This window comes from Dietzia sp. B44 (assembly GCF_014145245.1).
Taxonomy (GTDB): Bacteria; Actinomycetota; Actinomycetes; order Mycobacteriales; family Mycobacteriaceae; genus Dietzia; species Dietzia natronolimnaea.
The window spans coordinates 1-6,381 of the sequence record NZ_JAALEF010000154.1 but is presented as its reverse complement, the minus strand read 5'-3'; the positions used below and the strand labels follow the sequence as shown (position 1 = coordinate 6,381).

Annotated in this window: 7 protein-coding genes; 5 read left to right on the top strand and 2 right to left on the bottom strand. The window is 70.0% G+C overall.

Annotated elements, in window-relative coordinates:
* Positions 1-840, bottom strand: an 840-nt coding sequence (locus tag G6017_RS06135) for an ACP S-malonyltransferase (protein ID WP_182616461.1), incomplete at its 3' end; no start/stop codon positions are given.
* A 318-nt stretch (positions 841-1,158) separates the two neighbouring features.
* A complete protein-coding gene (locus tag G6017_RS06130; RefSeq protein WP_241731394.1) occupies positions 1,159-1,653 on the bottom strand; it encodes a hypothetical protein in 495 nt (164 codons plus the stop codon).
* A 170-nt stretch (positions 1,654-1,823) separates the two neighbouring features.
* On the opposite strand from G6017_RS06130, the gene G6017_RS06125 reads away from it, so the two are divergent.
* The 5 genes from G6017_RS06125 to G6017_RS06105 all read left to right on the top strand — a co-directional run.
* Entirely contained in the window at positions 1,824-3,443 is a 1,620-nt protein-coding gene (locus G6017_RS06125) for a sodium-dependent transporter (RefSeq protein WP_182616459.1), read from the top strand.
* Between the two features lie 3 nt (positions 3,444-3,446).
* A complete protein-coding gene (locus G6017_RS06120; RefSeq protein ID WP_179524862.1) occupies positions 3,447-3,584 on the top strand; it encodes a methionine/alanine import family NSS transporter small subunit in 138 nt (45 codons plus the stop codon).
* 239 nt (positions 3,585-3,823) lie between these two features.
* Positions 3,824-5,263 (top strand): alpha/beta fold hydrolase, encoded by a 1,440-nt coding sequence (locus tag G6017_RS17300; protein ID WP_182616457.1) that lies wholly within the window; start codon positions 3,824-3,826, stop codon positions 5,261-5,263.
* A gap of 48 nt (positions 5,264-5,311) precedes the next feature.
* Positions 5,312-6,175: a maleylpyruvate isomerase family mycothiol-dependent enzyme gene (locus G6017_RS06110; RefSeq protein ID WP_179524860.1), complete on the top strand. Its 864-nt coding sequence runs from the start codon at positions 5,312-5,314 to the stop codon at positions 6,173-6,175.
* Between the two features lie 79 nt (positions 6,176-6,254).
* A partial coding sequence (locus tag G6017_RS06105) for a shikimate kinase (protein ID WP_182616463.1) occupies positions 6,255-6,381 on the top strand: 127 nt, incomplete at its 3' end.

Here is a 6,381-nt window from a genome sequence, read left to right as displayed (position 1 = left end):
GGCGAAGACCTCGCCGCCGGTGAGCTTGGCCTCGCGACGGCGGCGGGACTCGGCCTCGAGGTCCGCGCAGTGACGGCGCAGGTCCTCGAGATCGTCCGGACGGCCCACCACGACGTGACGGCGCTGCGCGTTGCGGATGGAGACGGTCGGCCGCAGTGCGGGGTCGACCGCGGAGAAGACCTCGTCGACGAGGGCGCGCAGTCGCGCGCCGTCGATGCCCGACACGCCGACCATGGGGCTGGCCTCGCCACGGCGGATCAGGCCCGTGCGGCGTCCGATCAGGGTGGCGGCGGCGCCGATGAGCTCGGCCATCGCCAGGAGGCGGTCGTCGATCGACCCGAAGGTCTCGACCGATTCCACGGCGAGGATGCCCTGGGAGTGTCCGACCACGGCGGCGGGGGCGGTGTCGTTGACGTCGAAGCCCTCGGCGGCGAGCGCGCGGACGGCGCCCACCTGGGTGAGCAGGACGGCCGGCAGGGAGACGGCGGCGGAGGAGAGCGACGCCTCGTCGGGGAGGTCACCGTGGTCCTCGTCCTCGCCGGTGGTGGTGTTGGCCCACTCGATGGGGCGGAAGCCGTGGGGCCGGACCACCGCGATCTCGTCGTGGACCGGCTCGGTGAGGGCGACGGAGGAGTCGACGAGGTCCTGCAGTTCGGGACCGATCCCGGTGCCGTCGATGAGGTCGCTCAACGCGTCGCGCCACGCGATCCCCTGTCCCCCGAAGGCGAGGGCGTAGGCGGTGCCCTCACGCAGGTCGTCCGCGAGCGCGCGGGCCTGGCGGCGGGCCGCGTGTCCGGTCTCGAGCGGGCGGGGTGTGAGGTCGCGGTCGTCGATCGTCACGTGTGGAACTCCTTGGCAACTTCGTCTGGGACATCTCCACGCCGAGACCAGTTGCTGGTCCGACGCAGGGCACAGACTGCCACAGGAAGTTGAGGGAGCCCTCAGCTTGAGGGGGTACGGCCGTCCGTTCGGGGGTTACCCGAGGGGGCCGACGCGTGAGCCCGATCACAATACGGAGCTGATGGTTCCCTCATATACACAGGTGGGGGGCACCTCAGGTTTCGGGGTACCCATGTTACCGAATCGTTATCTCGTTCTCAGGGGTGATCCGCCCGACGACGGCGTGTCGCCGTCGCCTCCCACGCCCCGGCACAGCCGTCAGGCGCCGCACCGGAGAACGGCCATCATCTCGGCGTCGAGACCCTCGGTGGGGCACAGGTCGACGGCCAGCCGGCGCGGCCCGGACGACCACTCGACGCGGGCCGTCCGGACCTCGTCGCCGACGGCGATCGTGACCAGTCCGCCGATCCCCGGTTGCTCGTCGGGCGCCAACCCCCCTCGTCCGACCGTCTCGACGGCGGTCACCTCGGCGACCGTCGCCGGACCCGGAGCGGGGATCAGACGCACCTGCACCCTGGTGCCGTCGAACGCGCCGACCCAGGCCGCCAGCATCCCCGTCCCGTCCGCTCGCAGGTCGAGGGTGTACCCGTGCGCGAACCACGACCCGGTCTCGCGGACCACCTCGGCGGGAGAGGACACGGGGGCTGCCGACGTCGGGGTGGCGACGAGGGTGGACACCCCCGCCATCGACGCCACGAGCGCGGCCGCGACCAGCACGCGTCCCGCTCTCCGTCTCACCTGCATTGACCTCATGAAGTCACTGTAGTCCCGCCAGTAACACGATCAGGTGCCGCGAATGCGTCGAAATGGTCACCAAAACCCCAACCCGCCGACTAGATGTTGGGAGTTGTGGGGACCACACCTATCGTCGTTCCGTCACACCCGGCGGATCCGCCGCCCGATCGCCCGACAAGGAGCCGACCATGACCAGCCCGCCCACCCAAGGTGGGGTGACACCGAGAGAGACATTCTCCCGTCGCTCCGTCTTCGTCTTCGCCGCCATCGGCTCCGCCGTCGGCCTCGGCAACATCTGGCGTTTCCCCTTCGTCGCGTACGACAACGGCGGCGGCGCCTTCCTGCTCCCCTACCTCGTGGCACTGCTCACCGCGGGTCTCCCGCTGCTGTTCTTCGACTACGCCATCGGGCACCGCTTCCGCGGTTCCGCCCCCCTGAGCTTCCGACGGATGAACCGCTTCGCCGAGCCGATCGGCTGGATCCAGGTCCTGGTGTCCTTCGTCATCGCGGTCTACTACGCGGTGATCATCGCCTGGGCGGCCTGCTACGCGTGGTTCTCCGTCGACGAACGCTGGGGGCAGACGTACGAGGAGTCGGCCACGTTCTTCGCCGAGGACTTCCTCCGCGCCGGCAGCGGGTTCGGGATCGACTTCGTCCCGGGCATCGCGCTCGTCCTGGTGGTCGTGTGGATCGTCACGCTCGGGGTCCTGCTCGCGGGCGTCCAGAACGGCATCGGCCGGACCGCGCTGCTCTTCGTCCCGCTCCTGGTGGCACTCTTCGCCGCCCTCGTCGTACGTTCGCTCTTCCTCGACGGCGCGATGGACGGCCTCAACAACTTCTTCACCCCGGACTGGGGCGTGCTCACCGAGCCGAGCGTGTGGATCGCGGCCTACGGCCAGATCTTCTTCTCCCTCTCGGTCGGCTTCGGCATCATGCTCACCTACTCGTCCTACCTCAAGCGCAAGTCCAACCTCACGAGCTCCGGCCTGGTCGTGGGCTTCTCCAACTCCGCCTTCGAGGTCCTCGCGGGCATCGGCGTGTTCGCCACGCTCGGCTTCCTCGTCTCCACGTCGGCGGGCGCCGGCTGGGAGGACGTCGGCGGCGGTCCGGGTCTGGCGTTCATCGCCTTCCCGGCTCTGATCTCGCAGATGCCCGGCGGCCCCATCTGGGGCGTGGTCTTCTTCATCTGCCTCATCCTGGCCGGCATCACCTCGCTCATCTCGATCGTCCAGGTGGTCATCTCGTCCTTCCAGGACAAGATGGGCAGCAGCCGCACCGTCTCGGTGCTGGCCGTGGGCATCCCGATGGCGGTCGCCTCGATCCTGCTCATGCCCACCGAGACCGGGCTGCAGAACCTCGATGTGATGGACAAGTTCGTCAACAGCCTCGGCATCGTCGGCATCACCCTCATCGCCCTCATCGTGGTGATCTTCGTGATGCGGCTGGCCCCCACACTGCGCGACCACCTCAACTCGGTGTCCTCGTGGAAGGTCGGCACGTTCTGGATCGTCTGCCTGGCGGTCATCACGCCGATCGTCCTGGGTTACGCCCTGATCCGCGAGATCATGTCCCTCGTCTCCGAGCCCTACGAGGGATACGACGCCGCCATCCTGGGCGTCTGGGGCTGGGGCATGATCGGGACCATCCTCGTCCTGTCGATCGTCCTGTCGGCCCTGCCCTGGCGGGGGGCCCGCCAGCTCGACGGGCCGCCGAGCGTCGACGACGACCCGAGCGACTACAGCTACGAGGAGGGACTCACCCGTCCCGACGAGAACCCGGCTCCCACCCACACGCCCAAGGAGGCCTGAGCCATGGACGCTCCCGCGATCATCATGATGGTGCTGTTCCTGCTCGTGATCTGGGGCGGACTCGTCGCCAGCATCGTGCACTACGTCGGTCACCCCGACGACCCGGAGGGGGCCACAGCCCGTCCCGCGCGCGAACTCTGACCTCGCGCCGCACGACCTGATCGCCGGCCCCGGCGTCCGCACACCACAGCGGCGCCGGGGCCGGGGTCGTCGAGGCGACCGGACCCGTGACCTCTTCGTGTTCCGAACAGCCCTTCCGGGCACGTCTGATCTGCTATTTTCGCACGATCGACCGACCGGGACCCGCGATGACTCCTCCTCCTCGACCTTCGAACCGACCCCTGTGGCTCGTCCTCGCCGCGGTCGCGGTAGCGATCGCCGTGGCCGGTCTCGTGACGGGCGTGGTCCTGCCCCGCGGCCCGGTCACCACAGTCCACTCCGTGACGATGCTGCTCGTCTGCCTCGGACTCGGCGCCGCGGCAGGCGTTCTCTCCGCCACCCGCTGGGTCACGCTCGTGGCACCGGTCGCCTTCCTGACCGCCTTCGAACTGGCACGGATCCCGGCGCAGGGGCCCACTGTCGACGCGGTCTACCTCGGCAGCATCTACGGGGCGATGGCACTGGTGGTCGGGCGGGGCTTCGACCTGCTGGTGATGGGCCTCCCCCTGGCGGTCGGCGCCCTGTGGGGGGCCGCGGCCGGACGTCGGCGACGCGCCGTCACCGGGCCCCGGCGGTCGGTGGCGAGCCGGCGGCTCCGTGCACTCGGAGCGGTCCTGGTGACCCTGCCCGTGGTCGTCCTCGCCGTCGCCCTGCTCCGCCCGGCATCGACCGCCCCGATCACCGGACCCGACGGACGCGAACTACCGACCAGTGTGGCCGAGCTGATCACCCTCCCGGTCGGCGGTCACGATCAGGCGGTGATGCTCCGGGGCCACGACCGCGACGCCCCTGTGCTGCTGTTCCTGGAGGGCGGGCCCGGCGGCACGGCCATCGGGGCGATGAGGGCCTCCGGAGAGCCCCTGGAGGAGGACTTCGTTCTGGCCGTGTGGGATCAGCGCGGGACCGGCAAGTCCCTGTCCGCGCTGGAACCGACGGACACACTGACTGTCGAGCAGATGATCTCCGACACGCTCGAGGTCACCGACCACCTGCGGGAGCGGTTCGGGCAGGAGCGCATCTATCTGGTGGGCAGTTCCTGGGGCTCCACCCTGGGAGTGCTCGCCGCGCAGCGCGCACCGGAGAAGTACCACGCGTTCATCGGCACCGGGCAAATGGTCGACCAGCAGGAGACCGACCGCAGGATGTACGCCGAGACCCTGGACTGGGCCGAGCGGGCCGGCCAGGACGACTTCGCCCGGCGCCTGCGGGAGAACGGCCCACCCCCCTACGAGGACATGCTGGCCTACCCGGACGCCCTGTCCACCAATCCCGAGTACCGGGAGTTCCCGCACGGACAGGACTACGACCCGGCGTCGGCGTACCCCGCCAGCCTGTTGGCCCCGGAGTACACCCTCACCGAACAGATCCGCGGCATGGGCGGGATCATCGACACCTTCTCGGTCCTCTACCCGCAACTGCAGGACATCGACTTCCGCCGGGACGTCCCCCGGTTGGAAATCCCGGTGTTCGTAGTGCTCGGCGAGTTCGAGTCCCCGGGCCGCTCCGACCTCGCCCGGGAGTGGTTCGAGGTGCTGGACGCCCCGGTCAAGGAGTTGGTGGTCTTCCCCCAATCCGGACACACCCCGCATCTGGACGAGCCGTCGCGATTCCACGACTTCATGACCGGTGTCGTCCTCGCGGGGTCCGCCGCAGGACGCTAACGGTCAAGTGGCCGGGTCCGTCCCCACCGCGGCAGTAGCCTGGTGACCATGGAGACCGAGGGCCGCGACGCCACCACCACAGAACCCACCGGCAGCGCACCCGTCGAGGTGCGCCACCTGATCCAGCAATGGAAGCGCCTCGACGAGCTCCTCGCGGGACTGAAGAGAGACGACTGGGCCGCACCCACGGCCCTCCCCGGATGGACCGTCCGCGACGTGGTGGCGCACATCGCCGGAACGGAGCACCTGCTCTCGGGCGAACCGGTACCGGACGTCGACCTCCCGCCCTCGGCAGACGAGTACGTCCGCAACCCCATCGGGGAGCTCAACGAGAAGTTCGTGCAGGAGGCCCGTCCGCTGGCGGTCGAGGACGCGTTCGCGGACTTCCGGGAGGCGGTGGCCGAGCGCACGGGACAGCTCGCCGAGATGACCCCGCAGCAGTTCGAGGCCGAGTCCGACTCCCCCGTCGGTCGCGTCCCGTTCCGTCGCTTCATGGGCGTGCGCGTCTTCGACTGCTGGATCCACGAGGACGACATCCGCCACGCCCTCGGCATGCAACACCACCTCGGCAGCGGCCCGGGGCGGTTCGCCCTCGACGAGATCGTGCGCTCCCTCCCCCGGACCGTGGGCAAGAAGGCCGGCGCCCCGGACGGCGCCCGCGTCCGGTTCCGGGTCACGGGTGAGTCCGACACCGATCTCCCGATGGCCGTCGACGTGATGGTCGCCGGCCGGGCGGGACTCGTGGACGTCGACGACTCCGCGCGGACCACGGTCGAGCTGGTGTTCGACACCCCGACCTTCGTCCGTGCGGCGACCGGCAGGATCACCGCCGAACCCGGCAACGGCGTGGAGATCAGTGGCGACGAGGACCTGGGCAGGAAGATCCTCGGGTCGATGGCCTTCACCATCTGACAGGCCCGTGGCGACTCCGACGGGGCCGGTGCCGAATCGGGCAGAGCCGTTGCCCGCGGCCGTTGCGCACATCGTGGTGATGGGGGTGTCCGGGGCCGGTAAGTCGACCGTCGCCCGCGCGATCGCCGAGCGGACGGGTGCCCTGTTCCTCGACGCCGACGACCTGCATCCCCCCGCCAACCGCCGGAAGCTGGGCGCCGGCGAGC

Bases quoted from the DNA above. Each gene is read 5' to 3' on its own strand.
- G6017_RS06110 (WP_179524860.1), top strand. From the start codon at position 5,312: ATGGAGACCGAGGGCCGCGACGCCACCACCACAGAACCCACCGGCAGC.
- G6017_RS06130 (WP_241731394.1), bottom strand. From the start codon at position 1,653: ATGAGGTCAATGCAGGTGAGACGGAGAGCGGGACGCGTGCTGGTCGCG.
- G6017_RS06125 (WP_182616459.1), top strand. From the start codon at position 1,824: ATGACCAGCCCGCCCACCCAAGGTGGGGTGACACCGAGAGAGACATTC.
- G6017_RS06120 (WP_179524862.1), top strand. From the start codon at position 3,447: ATGGACGCTCCCGCGATCATCATGATGGTGCTGTTCCTGCTCGTGATC.